Here is a 20,140-nt window from a genome sequence, read left to right as displayed (position 1 = left end):
GAAAACTCCGTCCCCCTCACGAGGTGCGGCGGCAGCAAGGCAGCGCCCGCACCCGCCCGCCCCACACGGCCCGGCACCCGCTCACCGCGACGAGACCACGACCCCCAGCAGCCCCGGCCCCGTGTGCGCGCCGATCACCGCGCCGACCTCGCTCACGTGCAGGTCGGCCAACCCGGGAACCCGGTCCCGCAGACGGTCCGCCAGGGCCGACGCCCGGTCCGGGGCGGCGAGATGGTGCACGGCGATGTCGACGGGCGCGCCGCCCGCCCGGTCGGCGGCGATCTCCTCCAGCCGGGCGATGGCCTTGGACGCCGTCCGGACCTTCTCCAGGGGTTCGATGCGGCCCCCCTCCAGCTGGAGCAGGGGTTTCACGGCGAGGGCGGAGCCGAACAGCGCCTGGGCCGCCCCGATCCGGCCGCCGCGGCGCAGATAGTCGAGGGTGTCGACGTAGAAGTAGGCGGAGGTGCCCGCGGCCCGCTTCTCCGCGGCCGTGACGGCCTCGTCCACCGTGCCGCCCGCCTCCGCCGTGTCCGCGGCGGCGAGCGCGCAGAACCCCAGAGCCATCGCGATCACCCCGGTGTCCACGACGCGGACCGGGACGGGCGCCTCGCGCGCCGCGAGGACGGCCGCGTCGTGGGTGCCGGAGAGTTCTGCGGACAGGTGCAGGGAGACGATGCCGTCGGCGCCGGACTCGGCGATCCTGCGGTAGGTCTCGGCGAAGAGCTCGGGGCTCGGGCGGGAGGTGGTGACGGGTCGCCGTTTCTGCAGCGCCTGGGCCAGGGAACGGGTCGAGATCTCGGTGCCCTCCTCCAGGGCCCGGTCACCCAGGACGACGGTCAGGGGTACCGCGGTGATGCCGTGCCGCTCCATCGCCCGGGCCGGGAGGTAGGCCGTTGAATCCGTGACGATAGCGACATGGCGGGACATGAGCTGGAGGTTACCTGGCGTAGTGCCCGTGCGGCAGTCCGGCCCCGGCGACCGGGCGTTCACAGGGCCGCGACCGGTTCGGCGGGGTCGGTCAGGTCGTACTCTCCGGGCGGGCCTTCTTCTGCCACGGGTAGACGGGGCTCGCGGCCGGCGGGGTGATGGCGGGCCGGGCCGGGTTTCCCTCCGCCGGCTCCCGCGCCGGGGAGTCCGGCCAGGTCTGCCGGGCGGACGCGGCGTCGGCGGGCGGGGCCTCGGGCCAGGACGGCGGCGCGGGCGGCGTCTCCCCCGGACCGGTCCCGGCCGCCGCCTCCGCCTGCGTCTTCGTCTCCGTCCAGTGCCGCAGGGCACCGGCCTCCACGTCGATCTGCGCGCTCAGCGAGTCCAGGTCGTCGTCCGCGAAGTGGCGGGCACGGTCGCGGGCCGCCCAACGCAGGGCGTCGGCCGACCGCGTGATGCGCTCGGTGCGCTCGCGCAGTCCGGGCAGGCGCTCGGCGAGGGTGGCGCGGTCCGGCTCGGACTCCAGCCGCCGCAGCTCGCCGTCCAGCTCGAAGCCGTGGGCGCTGAGCCGCTCGAAGAGGGCGAGGGACTCCTTGAGGGACTCGTCCTCGGCCACGCGCGCGTGCAGCGCGTCCTGCGTGGCCCGCATGGAGGTGCGCAGCGTCAGCCGCAGCTGTGCCAGCTCGGCCGCCGGGCCCACCTGCACCAGGGACCTGGCCCGCAGAGTGTGGTCCTCCACGGTGCGGCGCGCCTGGGAGATGCCGCGGTCCACGCTGCGCTTGGCGGCGCCGACGGCCTTCACCGTGGCGTAGACACCCAGCACTACGGCGAGCAGGAAGAGCAGGGCGAAGACGGTGAGCGCTGCTTCCACTGGGCTCCTCCTCCGAGCGTCCGGCCCGCGGGCCGGCCGGCCACGGCGCGGCACCCGTCGTGCCGCTCTTCCACGGTAAACGCAACGGGCAGGCCCAGGGTTCCGCAAGAACCCCGAACCTGCCCGCACCGGACCCGTAGGGGGCGGCCGGGCCGCCCCCTGTGCACCGCCTACGCCGGGACGATGTTCACCAGCTTCGGTGCCCGCACGATCACCTTGCGGATCCCGGCCCCGCCCAGCGCGGCCACGACCTTCTCGTCGGCCAGCGCGGCCTTCTCCAGGTCGTCCTCGGAGATGGAGGGGGCGACCTCCAGCCGTGCCTTGACCTTGCCCTTGATCTGGACGACGCAGGTCACGGTCTCGTCGACGACGTATGCGGGGTCGGCGACCGGGAAGTCCTCGTGGACGACGGAGGACTCGTGCCCCAGCTTGCGCCACAGCTCCTCGGCGACGTGCGGGGCCAGCGGCGCGACCAGCAGCACCAGGCGCTCGGCGACCGACCGCGGGACCGGGCCCCCGGCCTTGGTCAGGTGGTTGTTCAGCTCGGTGACCTTGGCGATGGCGGTGTTGAACCGCATGCCCTCCAGGTCCTGCCGCACGCCGTCGACGGCCTTGTGCAGGGCGCGCAGGGTGTCGGCGTCGATGTCGCTCTCCGCGACGTCCGCCACGGACAGTTCGCCGGTGTCCTCGTCGACGACGTTGCGCCACAGCCGCTGCAGCAGCCGGAACTGGCCGACCACCGCGCGGGTGTCCCACGGCCGGGACACGTCCAGCGGGCCCATCGCCATCTCGTACAGGCGCAGCGTGTCGGCGCCGTACTCGGCGCAGATCTCGTCGGGGGTGACCGCGTTCTTCAGGGACTTGCCCATCTTGCCCAGCAGCCGGGAGACCTTCTCGCCCTGGTAGTAGTAGGCGCCGTCGCGCTCCTCGACCTCGGCGGCGGGCACCGCGATGCCGCGGCTGTCGCGGTAGACGTAGGCCTGGATCATGCCCTGGTTGAACAGCTTGTGGAACGGCTCGGCCGAGGAGACGTGCCCCAGGTCGAACAGCACCTTGGACCAGAAGCGCGCGTACAGCAGGTGCAGCACGGCGTGCTCGGCGCCGCCGACGTACAGGTCGACGCCGCCGTGCGGCAGCCCCTCGCGCGGGCCCATCCAGTACTGCTCGATCTCGGGGTCGACCAGCCGCTCGCCGTTGTGCGGGTCCAGGTAGCGCAGCTCGTACCAGCAGGAGCCGGCCCAGTTGGGCATGGTGTTGGTCTCGCGGCGGTACTTGCGCGGGCCGCGGCCGTCGCCCAGGTCCAGGGTGACGTTGACCCAGTCCTCGTTGCGGGACAGCGGGGTCTCGGGCTTGGTGTCGGCGTCGTCCGGGTCGAAGGTGCGCGGGGAGTAGTCCTCGACCTCGGGCAGCTCCAGCGGCAGCATCGAGGCGGGCAGGGAGTGGGCGATGCCGTCCTCGTCGTAGACGATCGGGAAGGGCTCGCCCCAGTAGCGCTGGCGGCTGAACAGCCAGTCGCGCAGGCGGAAGTTGACGGTGCCCGCACCGGCTCCGGCGCGCTCCAGCCACTCGGTGACGCGCTCCTTGGCCTCGACGACGCCCAGACCGTCCAGGGAGACGTCCGTACCGGAGGAGTTCACGATCTTCGCGTCGTAGGAGGCGAAGGCCTCGTCCCACGTCGACGTGTCGGTGCCGCGGCCGTCCGTCGGCTCGACGACGCACCTGACGGGCAGCTCGAAGGCCCGCGCGAACTCGAAGTCGCGGGAGTCGTGCGCCGGGACGGCCATGATGGCGCCGGTGCCGTAGCCCATCAGCACGTAGTCGGCGACGAAGACCGGGACCTGCTCGCCGTTGACCGGGTTGGTGGCGTACGCGCCGATGAAGACGCCGGTCTTGTCCTTGGCCTCGGCCTGCCGCTCGACGTCGGACTTGGAGGCGGCCTGCGCGCGGTACGCGGCGACGGCCTCGGTCGGGGTGGCGTGGCCGCCGGTCCACGCGTCGCGGGTGCCTTCGGGCCAGACGGCCGGGGTGAACTTCTCGACCAGCGGGTGCTCGGGCGCCAGCACCATGTAGGTCGCGCCGAACAGGGTGTCGGGGCGGGTGGTGAAGACCGTGATGCGCTCGCCGTCCACGGGGAAGTCGACGCGGGCGCCCTCGGAGCGGCCGATCCAGTTGCGCTGCTGCAGCTTGATCGCCTCGGGCCAGTCCAGCTCGTCCAGGTCGTCCAGCAGCCGGTCGGCGTAGGCGGTGATGCGCATGTTCCACTGGCGCAGCTTGGACTTGAAGACGGGGAAGTTGCCGCGCTCGGAGCGGCCGTCGGCGGTGACCTCCTCGTTGGCCAGCACGGTGCCCAGTCCGGGGCACCAGTTGACCGGCGCGTCGGAGGCGTAGGCCAGGCGGAACTCGCCCAGCACGTCGGCGCGCTCGGCCTCGCCCAGGCTGCTCCACGCCCGGCCGGCGTGGCCCGGGACCTCCCGTTCACCGGACTCGAACTGCGCGACCAGCTCGGCGATCGGACGGGCCTTCTTCGCCTCGTCGTCGTACCAGGAGTTGAAGATCTGCAGGAAGATCCACTGGGTCCACTTGTAGTACTCGGGGTCGATCGTGGCGAACGACCGGCGCTTGTCGTGGCCCAGACCCAGCCGGCGCAGCTGGCTCTGCATGTTCTTCATGTTGGCTTCGGTGGACACGCGCGGGTGCGTGCCGGTCTGCACCGCGTACTGCTCGGCGGGCAGGCCGAAGGCGTCGAAGCCCAGGGTGTGCAGGACGTTGTGGCCGGTCATCCGCTGGAAGCGGGCGAAGACGTCGGTGGCGATGTACCCCAGGGGGTGGCCGACGTGCAGGCCCGCACCCGAGGGGTACGGGAACATGTCCATGATGAACTTCTTGGGCTTGGCGACCAGCTCCGGGTCGCCCGCCAGGTCACCCTTGGGGTTCGGCGCGGCGTACGTCCCCTCGGCGTCCCAGAAGTCCTGCCAGCGTGCCTCGATCTCGGCGGCCATGGCAGCCGTGTAGCGGTGCGGCGCGGCATCCGCCGACACAGGGGCGGTCGCCGCGGGGTTCGTCTCGCTCATGATCCTCAAAGCTCCATCGATCGTCTCTGCCAGCGGCTGCGACCTTCATGACCAGCGGCTGCGAAGGCCGGGAAATGAAAAATCCCCTCGCACAGGAGGGGACGCCGCGCCGATTCCGGCCACCGGACTACGACCGGGGTCGGGACTGATCAGCGCGGCTCGCTAAGCAGAAGGCGTACGGCACGCATGGCGTCAGGGTACCGCAGTCGCCGAGGGGGCCGCGACGGGCTTCCGCGCCGTGCGCGGCCGACCGGAATCCGGGGCCCGGCATCCGGAAAACGGAGGCGAACCTGAACCAAGGTCAAAGGTTACTTCGCGTAACGACCACTAAGGGACACCAGCACGAGCGCGCTGTCATTTGATAACAACGCAATAACTCAAACCCCCTACCCACGGGTATGGCGCCACTTAGAGTGCGGCAGCGGGACCGCTTTCCCGAACCGCTCCGGAGTTGCCCCCATGAACCCTCCCCCGATCCACCCTCGCGACACCAGTGCGCCGCCTCCCCTCACGTCCCTGACGTGGGGAGGCCTGTCGTGGTGACGAACGACAGCACGGTGGACGACACCTTCGCCCAGTTCCTGAACTTCGGCGCCGGCGTCCTCTCCCTCGTCTTCCTCAGCTGCTCGGTGATCTGGGGTCTGCTCGCCCAGGACCGGATCGTCCTCGACACCCGGCAGCGGATCCTGGCCCAGGCGGTGCACCGGACCACCGCGGTCGCCTCGGTCGTCTTCCTGCTGGTGCACATCGTGGTCAAGCTGGTCCTGGACCACACCACCTGGGTCGCCGCGGTCCTCCCGTTCGGGCTCCTGGCCACGGAGGACGAGGCGTTCGGCGGCCGGGCCGTCCTCATCGGCTTCGGCACCCTGGCCAGCATGCTCATGATCTTCGTGGGGGTCACCGGAGCCCTGCGCAACCGCTTCGCCTCCCCGGCCCCGGTGGCGGCCCGCTGGCGGGCCATGCACATGCTGGCCTATCCGGCGTGGTGCCTGGCCCTGCTGCACGGGCTCTACGCGGGTCGCGCCGCGAAGCCGGTCTTCGTGGTCCTGTACGCCCTGTCCGTGGTCGGCGTCATGGCGGCCCTGGCGCTGCGCGCGGCGCCCCGCCCGGTCAAGCGCAAGGTCGCCGACCGGATCGCCGGTCTCCTCGGGACCGGGGAGCGGCCCGTTCGCGAGGAGGACGAGGAGGCGGCGGAGAGCCGGCCGAGGGCCGCCGCCCTGCCCGGCTACGAGGGCGCCGGGCGGTCCCGGTCACGCGGCGCGTCCCCGTCCGCCCCGCTGTACGAACCCGCGGAGCGCCTCACCGCGCCGGAGCCCCCGAGCGGCTTCGCGGCGGCCTACCGTGCCGTGTCCGGCTCCTCCGGCGCGGGCCGGCCGCCGCTGACGGCCGACCCGGCCGCCGCCCGGCTGCCGTCCGACCTGCGGCCCACCGAGGCGATGCCGGTCGTGGACGGCGGCGGCAGCACCTCGGGCAGCTGGCCCATACCGTCGCCGCCCCCGGTCGGCGAGGCACCCCCGTCGGCCTACGACCCGCTCAACGACACCGGACACACCATCCCGGTCTACGGCACCTCGGAGGCGGCGGACCACTCCGCGGCCTACTCCGCGCAGTACTCCGCGCCCCCCGCCCCGGGCTACGGCTCGAGTGACGTGTACGACACCCGTGAGACGAACGCGGTATACGACACGTACTACCCCAGCGACACGTACAACAGCGGTCCCGCCCCTGAATCAACCCCCGGTGCGCCGTCGCCGTCCCACGACTTCGACGCACCGGGTTCCGGTGAACCTTGGAACACGCCTTCCGGAGGCTTGAATTGAACGAGGCCCTGCCCGACGTCCCGGAGGTCCGCGTGGTCGGGCTTCCCCAGCTCACGTCGGGCTTCGACCTTGTCGAGCGGCTCGATCTCCCGATGCACCTCAAGGTGCACGGCCCGCTCGAACCGATGGGCGGGGAGCAGCTCGCGCAGCTCTCCGAACGCATCAACCTGAAGGGCCGCGGCGGCGCGGGTTTCCCCTTCCACAAGAAGCTGCGCTCGGTCGCCGAGGCGGCGATCAAGCGCGGCGTACGGCCGGTCGTGGTCGTCAACGGCAGCGAGGACGAACCGGCCTGCCGCAAGGACACGGTGCTGATCAACCGTGCCCCGCACCTGATCCTGGACGGCGCGCTGCTGTGCGCCGAGGCGATGGGCGCCCGCACCCTCGTCATCGGGGTCACCCGCGAGTCCACACAGCGCTCCATGGAGGCCGCCCTGGCCGAGCGCGGCCTGAGCAACGGCCGCCGGTCCGCGCTCCGCGCGCGCGTGCAGCGCAATCCGGTGCGCATGGTCACCGGCGCGGCGGCCTCGCTGATCCGCTCCATCGACGGCGGCCCGGCGATCCCGCCCGGCCGCAAGGTGAGCGCCTCCAGGAGCGGCGTCGGCGGCGCACCGACCCTGCTGTCCAACGCCGAGACCTTCGCCCAGCTGGCGATCGCCGCCCGCATCGGCCCGGAGCGCTACGGCAACACCGGCCTGTACGACGAGCCGGGCACCGTGATGCTCACGGTCTCCGGCGCGGTGGCCCGCCCGATGGTGATCGAGGTCCCGACGGGCGTGCCGCTGCGCTACGTCCTCCAGCTGGCCGGCGCTCCGCCGGTGCCGCAGGGCGTGCTGACCGGCGGCTACCACGGCAAGTGGATCGACGCGGCGACCGTCGACGAGGCGATCGTCTCCCGCAACTCCTTGCAGCAGGTGGGCGGCTCGCTCGGCGCGGGCGCGATCCTGCCGATCGGTCAGGACACCTGCCCGCTGGGCGAGTCGCTGCGGGTGGCGCAGTGGCTGGCCGAGGAGAGCGCCGGCCAGTGCGGCCCCTGCTACCTGGGCCTGCCGGCCGCCGCACGGGGGCTGGAGGACATCCTGAACGGCGGCGGTCCGGCCGCCCTGGAGGCGGTCAAGCAGGTCGCGAAGAACGTGAAGCGGCGCGGTGCCTGCTCGCACCCGGACGGCTCGGCGATGTTCCTGGAGTCGACCGTCAAGGCGTTCACGGACGACCTGGCCGCCCATGTCCTCGGCAACGGCTGCGGTCGGCCCGTGGAGGGCGTCCTGCCGCTCTTCGAGGGGGGCAGGGCCCCGACCGGCGTCCCCGGCGGCGGGGAGGAGAACGGCCCGAGCCGCCAGAAGATCTTCGTCGACTGGACGCTGTGCCGAGGGCACGGGCTGTGCGCGGACATCCTGCCGGAGGTCTTCCAGCTCGGCGCCGACGGCTTCCCGACCGTCGCGCAGGCCGAGGTGCCGCGGTTCGCGGAGGCCAAGGCGGTGCGGGCGGTGCGCCGCTGCCCGGCGCTGGCGCTGCGGATCGAGGAGGACACCCGCGGGCAGGCGCCGGCCTCGCGCACCAACCTTCCGGTGCTGTCCCAGGGCCGGGGCCGGCGGGCGCTCGGCCGCTGACGCCGCGAACGACGAAACCCCCCGGATCAATGATCCGGGGGGTTTCGTCGAACTGTGGAGCTAAGGAGAATTGAACTCCTGACCTCCTGCATGCCATGCAGGCGCTCTACCAACTGAGCTATAGCCCCTTGTTGTCCGCCGCCCGGTCTCCCCGGCGGCGACGCCAACATTACACGGTCGACCGGGCACAACACCAAATCGTTTCCGCTTTGCCCGCTTTGCCCTCTTGCGGGCTCGTCACACCGCCGCCGCCAGCCGTCACGCCGTCACGAACGAGTAGAAGCGTTTGAGCGTGCAGTGCTCCTCGAGGAGCCGGCCGTAGATCGGCTCGCCCTCGAGTTCGCGGTACGTCTCGATGGGGTCGCCTTTTATGATCAGCGCCCGCGCGCATTCCTCGCACCAGTACTGGTAGTCCGGGTTGACCGGCTCCATGTCGCGCACGATGGGCGTGCCGCCGCCGCACCAGTCGCACTTCCGCCTGTGTGCACCCATCGATCAGCTCCAGCTGTGGCCGCAGGCCGTGCACACGTAAGAGATTCCGCCGTTGTCGCCGAGGACTTGGGCCACATGCCCGGAACCGCAGGAAGGACAGCTGAGGCGGGTGACCGTGTTCCTTGCCATCGCTCCGCCGAGGAGGTGACCGACCTCCTCGAGGATGCTCCCAGGCATCGCCACTCCCTCCCGTCGGGCTGCGGTCCCCTTCCGGCCGTTTGATTCTGCCACGGCCGGACCGACCCGGTCAGCGACGCATCAGTACCGGTCCGGACACGGAGTCCCACCGACGTATACGCCCGTGGGGCGCATGTTGCTCAAGCGGGCGGAGACGAAAAATCCCGCCCCCCGAAGGGGACGGGATTCGTCCGTGGGTTGTGGAGCTAAGGAGAATTGAACTCCTGACCTCCTGCATGCCATGCAGGCGCTCTACCAACTGAGCTATAGCCCCTGGTGCCACGCGACCCGAGCCGCATGGTCCTGCTCCTCGTCCGCTCCGCTCGGCGGGGCGAACAAGAAGAACTTTAGCCTGCGACCTGCCGGAAAGTGAAATCGCGGTTCAGACGTCGTCGCCGATCACCGGTTCCGGCAGCGTGCCGGCGTTGTGCTCCAGCAGGCGCCAGCCGCGAGCGCCCTCGCCCAGCACGGACCAGCAGCAGTTGGTCAGGCCGCCGAGGCTCTCCCAGCTGTGCGGTTCCAGGCCGAGCAGGCGGCCGATGGTGGTACGGATCGTGCCGCCGTGGCTGACCACGACGAGGGTGCCGTCCTCGGGGAGCTTCTCGGCGTGCCGCAGCACTACGGGGGCGGCGCGGTCGGCGACCTCGGTCTCCAGCTCGCCGCCGCCGCGGCGCACGGGCTCGCCGCGCTTCCAGGCCGCGTACTCGTCGCCGTGCCGGGCGATGATCTCCTCGTGGGTCAGCCCCTGCCAGACGCCCGCGTAGGTCTCCCGCAGGCCCTCCTCCAGGGTCACCTCGAGGCCGGTGAGCACGGACAGCTCGGCGGCCGTGTCCGCGGCGCGCGCGAGGTCGGAGGCGACGATCGCGTCGGGCCTCAGGTGCAGGAGCAGTCCGGCCGCGCGGCGGGCCTGGTTCACGCCGGTCTCGGTCAGCGCGACGTCCGTGCTGCCCTGGAAGCGGCGCTCCACGTTCCACGCGGTCTGGCCGTGACGCCACAGGATGACGCGGCGGCCGCGGCCCGGCCTGCCCGCCGTCACCTCGCCGGTGGCGCTCACCGCCAGTCCTCGTCGGTGGGCGTCGCCTCCTCGGCGGCCTGGAGCTTCGCGTGCTCCTCCGCCTTGCCGCGGGTCTCCTTGGCGTCGGCGGGCAGCTCCAGCTCGGGGCAGTCCTTCCACAGCCGCTCCAGGGCGTAGAAGACGCGCTCCTCGCTGTGCTGGACGTGGACGACGATGTCGACGTAGTCGAGCAGGACCCAGCGGGCCTCGCGGTCGCCCTCGCGGCGCACCGGCTTGGCGCCCAGATCCTTGTTCAGCCGCTCCTCGATCTCGTCGACGATCGACTTGACCTGGCGGTCGTTGGGCGCGGACGCCAGCAGGAAGGCGTCCGTGATCGACAGCACGTCGCTGACGTCGTAGGCGATGATGTCGTGCGCGAGCTTGTCGGCCGCCGCCTGGGCGGCGGCGTTGATGAGTTCGATGGAGCGGTCGGTCGCGGTCACTGCCTGGCTTTCGGGTCGGCGGTCGGTTGACCTCAAGGGTCTCACGACCGCCGACACGGGCCCACGCGGAAAACCGTCCGCCGCGCTCCGCCCCCTACGACGCCGGCTTGTAGTCCTGCCCGAGCACCACCGAGACCCGCGCGTTCGCGGAGACCTTCCCCTGGGTGACGGAGCCGGTGGGCAGGCCCAGGGTCTTGGCGACCTGGACGGCGTTCTCCTTGTCGGCGGCCTCCGCGTAGACGACCTGTGAGGTGGCCTCGGTGCCGGAGGCGGTGCCGCCCGACACGAAGGTGAAGCCGCCGTTGAGGAGGACGACGCGGGCCTTGCCGGTGCGGTCCTCGACGCCGGTGGCGTTGCGGACCGAGACGCTGACGGCGGCGTCCTTGTCGGGGCTCTTGGCGGTGCCGCCGAGGACGTCCTTGACGACGCTGTCGCCGGCCTCGGCGCTGAGCCCGCCGCCGTCCTGGACGGGCAGCAGCGCGGTCTTGAAGTCGCCGCCCTTGGCACGGTCGGAGAGCCCGGCGAGGAAGGTGCCGAGGTCCTTCTCGGTCAGCGGCGGGTCGAGGATCATGCCCAGGGTCTGGACGGTGGTCGTGGCGGCCTGCGGATCGGAGGACAGCTTGCGCAGGACGCCCTGCATGACCTGCCCGAACCGCTGGAGCTGGGCGTTCGCCTCCTCGCCCTTGGCGCTGTAGGTGGCGTAGGCGACGGCCATCTTGCCGCTGAGGGTCTGGCCCTCGCCCTTGTGCACGAGAGGTGCTGCGCCCTTGTCCTTGGACTCCGGGTCGGGGACGTCGGCGTCGGTGTCGACGTCGATGTTGCCGACCAGGTCGACGAGGATCTGGAGGTAGGGCGTGTCCAGCCGCCAGGTGCCCTCGATGTCGGTGCCGAGGGCGGAGTCGAGGGCGGTGCGGGTCGCGTCGGGGCCCTCGTCGCCGACGGACTTGGCGAGCGTGGTGGTGCTGCCGTCGTCGCCGGTCAGGGCGAGCGCGTTGGGCACCAACACGGCGGTGCCCTGCTTGGTGGTGGTGTTGTTCACGAGCAGCGCGGTGGAGGTGCCGCCGCCCTTGGTGTCGTGCAGGTGGACGGCGATCACGTCGCGCTTCTGGGCGCCGGCCGTCGTGGTACCGCCGGTCTTGTCGTCGGAGGAGGACAGCCCGGGCAGCTTCCCCGCGTACCAGAGGTAGCCGACGCCGCCGACCGCGACCAGCGCCAGCACGACGACCAGGGCGACGATGCGCGAGCGGGCGCGCCTGCGGGCCTCCTCGCGGCGCTCGGTGCGGTTCTCCGTGAACTTCATCCAGTCGATGACGTCCTCGGAGTCGCCGGCCGGCTCCTCGACGAAGGCGAACTGCTCGGTGCGGTAGTCCCCGCCGGGTTCGGCCGCCTCGGCGGGGTCCGTGCGCTCCCGCTCCTCGGGCGGGCCCGCCTGCTGCGGGATGTGGGCGGTCTGCTCGGCGACCCGGGGCTGCGGGCCACTGGTGGCGGCCCGGCCGTACGGGTCGTACGGCGGCTGCGCGGGCTGCCGGCCGGTGTCGTAGCCGCCCTGGGAGCCGTAGGGGTCGTAGGGCTGCTGGACGGGCTGCTGACTGCCGGTGGCGTACGGGTCGTAGCCGTAGCCCTGCTGTCCGTACTGCTGCTGCCCGTACTGCTGTCCCTGCTGTCCGTAGGGCTGCCCGGACTGCCCGTACGGCTGCCCCTGCTGCCCCTGCTGCCCCTGCTGCTGCGCGTACGGGTCGTACTGCTGCTGGTGGCCGGGCTGGGCGTGGCCCTGTCCCTGGGCCTGCGCCTGTCCTTGGGCCTGGCGGTACACGGGGCGGCCGTACTCGTCGTAGCCGACGAGTTCGTACTGGTCGTCGCCGTGTCCCGCGTCGTATCCGTCGTTCACCGGTGCCCCTCTCGGCTCACTCGCCGCGGTACAGGTGGCGTTTGTCGATATAGCGCACGACTCCGTCGGGCACCAGGTACCAGACGGGATCGCCCTTGGCGACTCTCGCACGGCAGTCCGTGGAGGAGATGGCGAGGGCGGGGACCTCGACGAGCGAGACGCCGCCCTTGGGGAGCCCGGCGTCCGTGAGGGTGTGTCCCGGCCGGGTGACGCCGATGAAGTGGGCGAGGGAGAAGAGTTCCTCGCTGTCGCGCCAGGTGAGGATCTGGGCGAGGGCGTCGGCCCCGGTGATGAAGAACAGGTCCGCGTCCGGGTTGAGGGCGCGCAGGTCGCGCAGGGTGTCGACGGTGTAGGTGGGGCCGCCGCGGTCGATGTCGATGCGGCTGACGGAGAACTGCGGGTTCTCGACGGTCGCGACGACCGTCATCAGATAGCGGTCCTCGGCCGCGGAGACCGCACGGTGGCTCTTCTGCCACGGCTGCCCGGTCGGCACGAACACCACCTCGTCGAGCCGGAACTGCGCGGCGACCTCGCTGGCGGCCACGAGGTGGCCGTGGTGGATCGGGTCGAAGGTGCCGCCCATGACGCCCAGGCGTCGCTTGCCGGCCGACGGCCCGTCGGCCGGACCGTTCACCGGGCCCTGGACCGGACCGGTGGCGCGGGCGGGCACCGCGTTCTGCGTGCCGCGCGCCGGCGCGTGCGCCGGGCCGGTAGGCGTGTCGTGCTCTCCCATGCGAGCAGACCCTACCGGCCCGCCCGGAGTGACCCGGTCGCGCCCACGGAGCCGCGGGCTCAGCGGTCGCGGTTGAACCGGGTGGTGATCCACAGCAGGAGCAGCAGGATGACGAACGCGCCGATGCCGGTGACGTAGGGGCTGAGGCTCTCGTGGTTGCCGCCGTGCTCCTCGCCGCCCTCGGCGGCGAGGGTGACGAACTGGGCGGCGCTGAGGGGAAGGCTCATCTTCGGCAGGACCTATCCGGTGTGGGCGGGACAAGACGTCCGCTCATCGTATGCGGGCGGGCGAGCACCGGGGCGACCGGGGAACCTTCGGGTCTCCTCAGTCGTCCTTCTGCTTGTACCCCCGCAGCAGGAACCACGCGGTCAGCACACAGCCCACCACCATGACGATCAGGACGATCCGGAGCAGACTCCCCGGCCCCTGCTGCTCGGCGGCGGTCGCGGCCCCGGCGAGCCAGTCGGTGTGGGGGATGTGCTGCATGGCGTGGACTCCTTCGACGTACTGCCCGTCCACGGTATCTCCGCCTAGGCTGGGCCCGGCTCGGGGGGCGCAAAGGGCCGCACAAGGGTTCGCAAAGACCATACGTACGTCCAGGTCACACATACGCGCATGGGGGAAGAGATGTCCGACGGCCACCACAACGGGCACGAGCACGTGCCGAGCAGGCAGCGCAGGCGCTTCCCCGGGATCTCCTCACGGGCGTACGAGCATCCGGCCGACCGCAGCGCGCTGGTGGCGCTGCGCAAGCTGAGCGGTTTCGACACGGTCTTCAAGGCGCTGAGCGGCCTGCTGCCCGAGCGGAGCCTCAGGCTGCTGTTCCTGTCCGACTCGGTGCGCGTCTCGGACCGGCAGTTCGCCCATCTGAACGTCATGCTGCGCGACGCCTGCTACATCCTGGACCTGGAGAAGGTCCCCCCGATGTACGTCAACCAGGACCCGGTGCCGAACGCGATGTGCATCGGCCTGGACGAGCCGATCATCGTCGTCACCACGGGCCTGGTCGAGCTGCTCGACGAGGAGGAGATGCGGGCGGTCGTCGGGCACGAGGTCGGGCACGCCCTGTCCGGGCACGCGGTCTACCGGACGATCCTGCTCTTCCTGACCTCCCTCGCCGTCCGGGTCGCCTGGATCCCGCTGGGCAACGTGGCGATCATGGCGATCGTGACCGCGCTGCGCGAGTGGTTCCGCAAGTCGGAGCTGTCCGCCGACCGCGCGGGACTGCTGGTGGGCCAGGACCTCCAGGCCTCCATGCGGGGCCTGATGAAGATCGCGGGCGGCAACCACCTGCACGAGATGAACGTGGACGCGTTCCTGGAGCAGGCCGAGGAGTACGAGGCGGGCGGCGACCTGCGCGACTCGGTGCTGAAGATCCTGAACGTGCTGCCCCGCTCGCACCCCTTCACCACCGTGCGGGCCGCCGAGCTGAAGAAGTGGGCGGCCTCCCGGGACTACCAGCGGATCATGGACGGCCACTACCCGCGCCGCGACGAGGACAAGGACACCTCGGTGCGGGACTCCTTCCGGGAGTCGGCGTCCCACTACGCCACGCATGTGCGCAGCTCCAAGGACCCGCTGATGAAGCTGGTCAACGACATCGCGGGCGGCGCCGGTGACCTCGGTGACCGGATGCGGCGGGGCTTCGGCGGCTTCACGGGCTCCCAGCCGAGGCCGCCCAAGGACGACGGCGGGCCGGCGCAGGGGCCGGGAGGTTCCGGCCGACCCGAGGGGTCCGACGGGTCCGAGGGGTCCGAGGGGCCCGGCGGCGACGGTCCGGAGTCTCCCCGGGACGGCTCGCCGCGCGACGGCGTCTGACCGCGTCCCGCGCTCACACCTTCGGCCGGGCGTTCTCCGCGAGGCTGCCGCACAGCGCCGTGGCGTGGTCCGAGGTGTACGGGTCGGTGCCGGCCGGGACGCCGGCCCCGGCCTCCTGGCCGGCCAGCAGCGGGCGGAGGTGGTTCGCCGCGTCCTCGGCGCAGGAGAGCGGCCCGGCCTGGACGTAGGAGGCGACGAGCCGGGTCTGGTGCAGCCGCAGGTCGTCCCGGTCGAAGCGGAAGTGCAGCTCGCGCCGGAGGGTGAACAGCGACACCTCGCCCCGGGCGTCGTCGGCGGCTCGCAGCGCGTACACCATGGTGTGGTCGGCGGTGACCTCCAGGGTGGACGCGTCGCTCTCCACGGCCCGCAGGCTCCCGTCCACCCGGATCTCGGGGTCGGCCAGCTCGGCCCGGGCCGGGTCGAAGCGGACCAGCCACCCCGTGGGAGTGTGCCGGCCGTCGGAGGCGGGTTTCTCGAAGCTCTCGTCGAACTGGTGGAGCTGGTCCGGGTCCAGCAGCACCCGCACCGAACGCACCTCCTCGCCGCCGAGCACCTCCGGGTCGAGCGCCGAGCGGACGATGTAGTTCTTGGCGGTGGTGAGCGCGTTGAACACCTGGTCCTCGGAGAAGTGCGCCGTGCGCTCGGCGCCCGGCAGCGGGATGCCCTGGGCCGCGGTCCTGAAGTGCGCGGCGGGGCTGTGCGCGAACAGGAACGCGGCGTCGTCGGCGCCGGGCACCCTCTCCCGCGGGGCGAGCGGGACGACGGTCATCCGCACCGGCTCGGCGGCCCGCTGCCCGGCGGAGCCCTGGTAGGGGTGCCGTACGCCCATGTAGATGGCGGTGCCGAAGGCCACCGCTATCAGCAGGACGAGGATCAGCGCCTGCCGGGACAGTCCGGCCCGGCGCAGGGGCGGGCGGCGGCGTACGGCGGGCGCGTGGTCGGTGATGCGCTCCTGGGCGGAGAACTCCTGGAGCCGGGCAGCGCGCACGAACGACTCGTCGAAGACGACGGATCGGTACTCGTCCTCTCCGCCTCCGGGGCCGCCCTCGGGCGTTCCTCCGGGCGGACCGCCAAGCCCTGCCATACCTTCAGAGTGGGTCCGCGGAAGGTCGCGTAAACGCGCCGCCACAGGTCAAGTTGGGACAGCTTGCCGACGCCCCGGGGGGCAGCTCAGGGGCTGCGCGGGATCACCGAGACGGCCGGCTGGGAGTAGTCGGCGGAGGCCGAGGGGGTCGCGGTGCCGCCCTGCTCCGGGCCGGTGGAGGCGGGGGGCGGCACCTGCTGCGGGCCGCCGCCCGAGGACGCGCCCCGGTAGACGGCCACGAAGGCCAGTGCGACCATGCCGATGCCCATCGCGAGGGCGAGCAGCCAGGCGACGGGGCGGTGCCAGCGGACCTGCTTGCCGTAGGCCGCGGGAGCGCCGTAGGGGCGGTCGAGGAGGTCGCGGTCGTCGTCCGGGTCGTCGAGGTCGGGATCATGGCCGAAATCGCCGTACCCGTCGTCGTAGCGATCGGCTCTGCTGCGGCCCCGGCGGGCGGCCTCCGCCTCGGTGGCCTCGGCTCTGGCCTGCGCGGCGGCCAGGAGGCGCTCGACGGCGGTCGGCTCGTGCACCGCGGCCGCCCGTACGAAGGCCTCGTCGAAGACCACGGAGGCGAACTCTTCGTCCGACACCCCGCGGTCGTGGTCGTCGTCGGGCTCCCTGCCGTCCGGGAACGGCGTGCCCCCCACGTCCTCCGGCACGGCTCCAGAGTAGACCTGGGAGGTCGTTTTGGGCAGACGGCGGGGAAATTCATCCGGTGGGTGAGATGCCCCGATCGGTGCGGCCGCGGCCCTCCCCGGGGCGCCCGCGGCCGCACCCGCCGTCAGCGCCGCACGTGCCCGTCGCCGGTGACGATGTACTTCGTGCTGGTCAGCTCCGGCAGCCCCATGGGGCCCCGGGCGTGCAGCTTCTGCGTGGAGATGCCGATCTCGGCGCCGAAGCCGAACTGCCCGCCGTCGGTGAAGCGGGTGGAGGCGTTGACGGCGACAGTGGTGGAGTCGACCAGCTGGGTGAAGCGCCGGGCGGCCTGCTGCGAGGTGGTCACGATGGCCTCGGTGTGGCCGGAGGTCCACAGCCGGATGTGCTCGACGGCCTTGTCCAGGGAGTCGACCACGGCCGCGGCGATGTCGTACGACAGGTACTCGGTCTCCCAGTCCTCGGGGGTCGCCTCGACGACGTTCGCGCCGGAGTCCTTGGCGTGGGCCATCACCCGGTCGTCGGCGTGCACGGTGACCCCGGCCTCCGCGAGCGCGGCCAGCGCGCGGGGCAGGAACTCGGCGGCGACGTCCTGGTGCACCAGGAGGGTCTCGGCGGCGTTGCAGACGCCGACGCGCTGGGCCTTGGAGTTGATCAGGATGTCGACGGCCATGTCGAGGTCGGCGTGCGCGTCGACGTAGACGTGGCAGTTGCCGGTGCCGGTCTCGATGACGGGGACGGTGGACTCCTGGACGACCGTGCTGATCAGCGAGGCGCCGCCGCGCGGGATGAGCACGTCGACCAGGCCGCGGGCCCGCATCAGCTCGCGCACGCTCTCCCGGCTCTCGCCGGGCACCAGCTGCACGGCGTCGGCGGGCAGCCCGGCCCCGCCCACGGCGTCCCGGACCACCCGGACCAGGGCGGTGTTCGACTGGTAGGCCGAGGACGAGCCGCGCAGCAGCACCGCGTTGCCGGACTTCAGGCACAGGGCGGCGGCGTCGACCGTCACGTTCGGCCGGCCCTCGTAGATGATGCCGACCACGCCGAGCGGCACCCGGACCTGGCGCAGGTCGATGCCGTTGGGGAGGGTGGAGCCGCGCACGATCTCGCCGACCGGATCGGGCAGCGCGACCACGTCGCGCACGTCGGAGGCGATGGCGCGGACCCGCTCCGGGGTCAGGGTGAGCCGGTCGACGATGGCCTCGCTGGTCCCGGCGGCGCGGGCCTTGGCCACGTCCTGGGCGTTGGCCTCGACGATCTCGCTCGTACGGACCTCCAGCGCGTCCGCGACGGCGAGCAGCGCGTCGTCCTTGGCCGCCCGCGGCAGCGGCGCGAGGTCGGCCGCGGCGGACTTGGCCCGGTAGGCGGCCCGGGTGACGGGTGACATCGAGTCGTACGGCGAGAGCGTGGTCATGGGGGGAAGGGTAGTGCGCGCGCTCCGGGCGGCCCCCTGCCGTCCCATCCCGCGAGATGGGCCGGGAGTGGGTCAAAACGGGTGAACGCCGACCGGCGTGGCGGGTGCCGGTCCGTACCCCGCGGCGATGCGCTGGTGGTAGGTGGCCCGGTCGATGACCTCCAGACCCACGATCTCCCAGGGCGGCAGCCCCGCGGTCTGCCGGTGCTCGCCCCACAGGCGCAGGGCGACGGCGGCGGCGTCGTGCAGGTCGCGGGCCTCCTCCCAGTACCGGATCTCCGCGTGGTCGTCGGCGTACCGGCTGGTCAGCAGGAAGGGGTGGTCGTGCGCGAGCTGTTCGAGCGCCCGGCGCACCTCGGTGAGCGGGGCGCGGGCGCCGGAGACGCTGAGCGTGACGTGCCACAGGCGCGGGGTGTGCTCGGGCTCCTCGCCGCGGAACCGGTCGCCGGCGGCGACGCTGGTCAGGGCGCGCTCCTCGCCGCCCGCCCGGTTCGCGCCCCGGGCGCCGCCGGGGCGCGCGCCCGTGCCGCCGCGGGCGCCCGCACCACCGCGGGAGGCGGTACCACCGCGAGGCGCCGCCGTCCCAGGGCGTACTCCGCTCACGACGGCCTCCTTCACGCACACGGCTCGGCCCGGTGGTCGGCCGGACTTGTCCCTGAGGAAAGTTGAGCAGGCCGCACGAGATCGCGGGGCGGTTTTGCGGAACGTCCACCACCGATTCGGGGACGTTTCGGCCCATTACGGGTGCAGGATCACCAGATCGTCCCTGTGTACGACCTCACGTTCGTACGCGGGTCCGAGTTCGCGCGCCAGTTCCCGGGTGGAGCGGCCGATCAGCCGGGGCATCTCCTTGGCGTCGAAGTTGACCAGCCCGCGGGCCACCGCCCGGCCCGTGCCGTCCCGCAGCTCCACGGGGTCGCCCGCGGCGAAGTCGCCCTCGACGCCCGCGATCCCGGCCGGCAGCAGCGACTTGCGGCCCTCGACGACCGCGCGGACCGCCCCGTCGTCGAGGACGAGCGCGCCCTGCGGGGCGGAGGCGTGCTGGAGCCACAGCAGCCGGTCGGCGGAGCGCCTGCCGGTGGCGTGGAAGTACGTGCCGGTGTCGCCGCCGGCCAGGGCGTCGGCCGCGTGGACGGCGCTGGTCAACACCACGGGGATGCCGGCGGCGGCGGCGATCCGGGCCGCCTCGACCTTGGTGACCATGCCGCCGGTGCCGACCCCGGCCTTGCCCGCGCTGCCGATGTCGACGCCCGCGAGGTCGGCCATGTCCCGCACCTCGGCCAGCCGGGAGGTGCCCGGCCTGCTCGGGTCGCCGTCGTAGACGCCGTCCACGTCGGACAGCAGCACCAGGAGGTCGGCGCGGACCAGGTGGGCGACGAGGGCGGCGAGGCGGTCGTTGTCGCCGAAGCGGATCTCGTCGGTGGCGACGGTGTCGTTCTCGTTGACGATCGGGAAGGCGCCCATCGCCAGCAGCTTGTCCAGGGTGCGGGAGGCGTTGCGGTGGTGGGCGCGGCGGCTCATGTCGTCGCTGGTCAGCAGCACCTGGCCGACGCGGACGCCGTAGCGCGCGAAGGAGGCGGTGTAGCGGGCGACCAGCAGTCCCTGGCCGACGCTGGCGGCGGCCTGCTGACGGGCCAGGTCCCTCGGACGGCGGCGCAGGCCGAGGGGGGCGAGCCCGGCGGCGATGGCGCCGGAGGAGACGAGGACGACCTCCTTGTCGGCGCCGCGCACCTTGGCGAGTACGTCGACGAGCGCGTCGACCCGGTCGGCGTCCAGGCCGCCCGCGGCGGTGGTCAGCGAGGAGGAACCGACCTTGACCACGATCCTGCGGGCCTCGCCCACGGCCTGCCTTGCCCCTGCCACGGCCCGTCCGCCTCTCCCGTCGACACGCGCCGATCCCTGCGCCCGCCAGGCAATCTACGCGAAGGGGAACGCACACCGCACCGGAGTTCACGCTGCGGACAACAGCCACGACCGCCGCCACATCCGCGCCGCGCCGCCACCGCATCCGCGCCACGGATGCCGCGCATCCCGGCGACGTCGCGGCGGCGTCCCGGCGACGTCGCGGCGGTGTCCCGGCGACGTCGCGGCGG

General features: G+C 72.5%; 18 protein-coding genes and 2 tRNA genes. 3 read left to right on the top strand and 17 right to left on the bottom strand.

The window, feature by feature from the left end; all coding sequences use genetic code 11:
- Nucleotides 1–81: 81 nt before the first annotated feature.
- From Sru02f_RS05920 to leuS, 3 genes are all read right to left on the bottom strand, one after another.
- The gene (locus Sru02f_RS05920; RefSeq protein ID WP_109032960.1) at nucleotides 82–927 is read right to left on the bottom strand and encodes a DegV family protein; all 846 of its coding nucleotides are present in this window, start codon (nucleotides 925–927) and stop codon (nucleotides 82–84) included.
- Between the two features lie 91 nt (nucleotides 928–1,018).
- A complete protein-coding gene (locus tag Sru02f_RS05915) occupies nucleotides 1,019–1,795 on the bottom strand; it encodes a hypothetical protein (protein ID WP_109032959.1) in 777 nt (258 codons plus the stop codon).
- A gap of 170 nt (nucleotides 1,796–1,965) precedes the next feature.
- On the bottom strand, nucleotides 1,966–4,866 hold the full coding sequence (leuS, locus tag Sru02f_RS05910) for a leucine--tRNA ligase (protein ID WP_109032958.1): 2,901 nt from the start codon (nucleotides 4,864–4,866) through the stop codon (nucleotides 1,966–1,968).
- 536 nt (nucleotides 4,867–5,402) lie between these two features.
- Between leuS and Sru02f_RS05905 the strand changes: the two genes are divergently transcribed.
- Both Sru02f_RS05905 and Sru02f_RS05900 read left to right on the top strand, forming a co-directional pair.
- Nucleotides 5,403–6,686: a ferric reductase-like transmembrane domain-containing protein gene (locus tag Sru02f_RS05905; RefSeq protein ID WP_109032957.1), complete on the top strand. Its 1,284-nt coding sequence runs from the start codon at nucleotides 5,403–5,405 to the stop codon at nucleotides 6,684–6,686.
- Nucleotides 6,683–8,293 carry an NADH-quinone oxidoreductase subunit NuoF family protein gene (locus tag Sru02f_RS05900; RefSeq protein WP_164270301.1) on the top strand — a complete coding sequence of 537 codons (1,611 nt, stop codon included), beginning with the start codon at nucleotides 6,683–6,685 and terminating at the stop codon, nucleotides 8,291–8,293. Before Sru02f_RS05905 ends, Sru02f_RS05900 begins: the two co-directional genes overlap by 4 nt.
- A 55-nt stretch (nucleotides 8,294–8,348) precedes the next feature.
- Here the strand turns inward: Sru02f_RS05900 and Sru02f_RS05895 are convergent.
- The 9 genes from Sru02f_RS05895 to Sru02f_RS05855 all read right to left on the bottom strand — a co-directional run bounded on the left by Sru02f_RS05895 (nucleotide 8,349) and on the right by Sru02f_RS05855 (nucleotide 13,566).
- Nucleotides 8,349–8,421: transfer RNA gene (locus Sru02f_RS05895), tRNA-Ala, on the bottom strand.
- Nucleotides 8,422–8,551: 130 nt separating this feature from the next.
- Complete coding sequence (locus Sru02f_RS05890; RefSeq protein ID WP_030779348.1) at nucleotides 8,552–8,785, bottom strand: hypothetical protein; 234 nt, start codon at nucleotides 8,783–8,785, stop codon at nucleotides 8,552–8,554.
- Nucleotides 8,786–9,163: 378 nt separating this feature from the next.
- Nucleotides 9,164–9,236 (bottom strand) — tRNA-Ala (locus tag Sru02f_RS05885).
- A gap of 108 nt (nucleotides 9,237–9,344) precedes the next feature.
- Nucleotides 9,345–10,016 carry a histidine phosphatase family protein gene (locus Sru02f_RS05880; protein ID WP_109032956.1) on the bottom strand — a complete coding sequence of 224 codons (672 nt, stop codon included), beginning with the start codon at nucleotides 10,014–10,016 and terminating at the stop codon, nucleotides 9,345–9,347.
- Nucleotides 10,013–10,459: a ribosome silencing factor gene (gene rsfS, locus Sru02f_RS05875; protein WP_109032955.1), complete on the bottom strand. Its 447-nt coding sequence runs from the start codon at nucleotides 10,457–10,459 to the stop codon at nucleotides 10,013–10,015. Before rsfS ends, Sru02f_RS05880 begins: the two co-directional genes overlap by 4 nt.
- A 94-nt stretch (nucleotides 10,460–10,553) precedes the next feature.
- The gene (pdtA, locus tag Sru02f_RS05870; RefSeq protein ID WP_109032954.1) at nucleotides 10,554–12,347 is read right to left on the bottom strand and encodes a polydiglycosylphosphate transferase PdtA; all 1,794 of its coding nucleotides are present in this window, start codon (nucleotides 12,345–12,347) and stop codon (nucleotides 10,554–10,556) included.
- 16 nt (nucleotides 12,348–12,363) lie between these two features.
- Nucleotides 12,364–13,080 carry a nicotinate-nucleotide adenylyltransferase gene (gene nadD, locus Sru02f_RS05865; RefSeq protein WP_109032953.1) on the bottom strand — a complete coding sequence of 239 codons (717 nt, stop codon included), beginning with the start codon at nucleotides 13,078–13,080 and terminating at the stop codon, nucleotides 12,364–12,366.
- 59 nt (nucleotides 13,081–13,139) lie between these two features.
- Nucleotides 13,140–13,307 carry a hypothetical protein gene (locus Sru02f_RS05860; RefSeq protein ID WP_003976223.1) on the bottom strand — a complete coding sequence of 56 codons (168 nt, stop codon included), beginning with the start codon at nucleotides 13,305–13,307 and terminating at the stop codon, nucleotides 13,140–13,142.
- 97 nt (nucleotides 13,308–13,404) lie between these two features.
- Nucleotides 13,405–13,566, bottom strand: a complete 162-nt coding sequence (locus Sru02f_RS05855; RefSeq protein WP_174855129.1) for a hypothetical protein — start codon at nucleotides 13,564–13,566, stop codon at nucleotides 13,405–13,407.
- Nucleotides 13,567–13,707: 141 nt separating this feature from the next.
- On the opposite strand from Sru02f_RS05855, the gene Sru02f_RS05850 reads away from it, so the two are divergent.
- Entirely contained in the window at nucleotides 13,708–14,898 is a 1,191-nt protein-coding gene (locus Sru02f_RS05850) for a M48 family metallopeptidase (protein WP_109032951.1), read from the top strand.
- Nucleotides 14,899–14,911: 13 nt separating this feature from the next.
- On the opposite strand, the gene Sru02f_RS05845 is transcribed toward Sru02f_RS05850, so the two are convergent.
- The 5 genes from Sru02f_RS05845 to proB form a co-directional block, all read right to left on the bottom strand.
- Entirely contained in the window at nucleotides 14,912–15,982 is a 1,071-nt protein-coding gene (locus Sru02f_RS05845) for an SCO2583 family membrane protein (protein WP_109032950.1), read from the bottom strand.
- Between the two features lie 86 nt (nucleotides 15,983–16,068).
- Nucleotides 16,069–16,638, bottom strand: coding sequence for an SCO2584 family spore wall biosynthesis protein (locus Sru02f_RS05840; protein ID WP_164270298.1), 570 nt, complete (start codon nucleotides 16,636–16,638; stop codon nucleotides 16,069–16,071).
- Between the two features lie 122 nt (nucleotides 16,639–16,760).
- Nucleotides 16,761–18,047 carry a glutamate-5-semialdehyde dehydrogenase gene (locus Sru02f_RS05835; RefSeq protein ID WP_109032948.1) on the bottom strand — a complete coding sequence of 429 codons (1,287 nt, stop codon included), beginning with the start codon at nucleotides 18,045–18,047 and terminating at the stop codon, nucleotides 16,761–16,763.
- A 72-nt stretch (nucleotides 18,048–18,119) separates the two neighbouring features.
- Nucleotides 18,120–18,650, bottom strand: coding sequence for a hypothetical protein (locus tag Sru02f_RS05830; protein WP_109033100.1), 531 nt, complete (start codon nucleotides 18,648–18,650; stop codon nucleotides 18,120–18,122).
- Nucleotides 18,651–18,785: 135 nt separating this feature from the next.
- Nucleotides 18,786–19,910, bottom strand: a complete 1,125-nt coding sequence (gene proB, locus Sru02f_RS05825) for a glutamate 5-kinase (RefSeq protein WP_109032947.1) — start codon at nucleotides 19,908–19,910, stop codon at nucleotides 18,786–18,788.
- Nucleotides 19,911–20,140: the final 230 nt, after the last annotated feature.

Source organism: Streptomyces rubrogriseus, from assembly GCF_027947575.1.
Taxonomy (GTDB): domain Bacteria; phylum Actinomycetota; class Actinomycetes; order Streptomycetales; family Streptomycetaceae; genus Streptomyces; species Streptomyces rubrogriseus.
The sequence above is the reverse complement of the archived record's forward strand: the minus strand, read 5'-3'. Positions and strand labels throughout refer to the sequence as shown.

Coding starts and splice junctions, on each gene's coding strand:
- Sru02f_RS05920 (WP_109032960.1), bottom strand. CDS start 927: ATGTCCCGCCATGTCGCTATCGTCACGGATTCAACGGCCTACCTCCCG.
- leuS (WP_109032958.1), bottom strand. CDS start 4,866: ATGAGCGAGACGAACCCCGCGGCGACCGCCCCTGTGTCGGCGGATGCC.
- Sru02f_RS05890 (WP_030779348.1), bottom strand. CDS start 8,785: ATGGGTGCACACAGGCGGAAGTGCGACTGGTGCGGCGGCGGCACGCCC.
- nadD (WP_109032953.1), bottom strand. CDS start 13,080: ATGGGAGAGCACGACACGCCTACCGGCCCGGCGCACGCGCCGGCGCGC.
- Sru02f_RS05860 (WP_003976223.1), bottom strand. CDS start 13,307: ATGAGCCTTCCCCTCAGCGCCGCCCAGTTCGTCACCCTCGCCGCCGAG.
- Sru02f_RS05855 (WP_174855129.1), bottom strand. CDS start 13,566: ATGCAGCACATCCCCCACACCGACTGGCTCGCCGGGGCCGCGACCGCC.
- Sru02f_RS05850 (WP_109032951.1), top strand. CDS start 13,708: ATGTCCGACGGCCACCACAACGGGCACGAGCACGTGCCGAGCAGGCAG.
- Sru02f_RS05845 (WP_109032950.1), bottom strand. CDS start 15,982: ATGGCAGGGCTTGGCGGTCCGCCCGGAGGAACGCCCGAGGGCGGCCCC.
- Sru02f_RS05835 (WP_109032948.1), bottom strand. CDS start 18,047: ATGACCACGCTCTCGCCGTACGACTCGATGTCACCCGTCACCCGGGCC.